Genomic DNA, 238 nt, shown 5'->3' with positions numbered 1-238 from the left:
ATGACAGCGTCAGCTTCTACTGCTGCCATGCTTCCACAAAAGGTAATCGATGGTTTTAGAAATGGAACAATGAACAATGGCCAAGGAATTACAAAAGAAGATTTAAACTCTGCACTATTAGGACTAAAAAACGAAATTCTGAATGATTTACAAACAAATATAAATCCAAAAGAGCCTATTCAAAAGCCTGTTCATACAAAACAGAATTTGAGTACGCTCTTTTTAACTTTAGGAGGAA

General features: G+C 34.5%; 1 pseudogene. It reads left to right on the top strand.

Going from position 1 to position 238, the window contains the following annotated elements:
* Positions 1 to 238: pseudogene (locus ACQRBL_RS33000) on the top strand (head maturation protease, ClpP-related); the annotation flags it as partial.

The sequence above is a fragment of the Bacillus sp. AF62 genome (assembly GCF_050312695.1).
GTDB classification, from domain to species: domain Bacteria; phylum Bacillota; class Bacilli; order Bacillales; family Bacillaceae_G; genus Bacillus_A; species Bacillus_A cereus.
The sequence above is the reverse complement of the archived record's forward strand: the minus strand, read 5'-3'. Positions and strand labels throughout refer to the sequence as shown.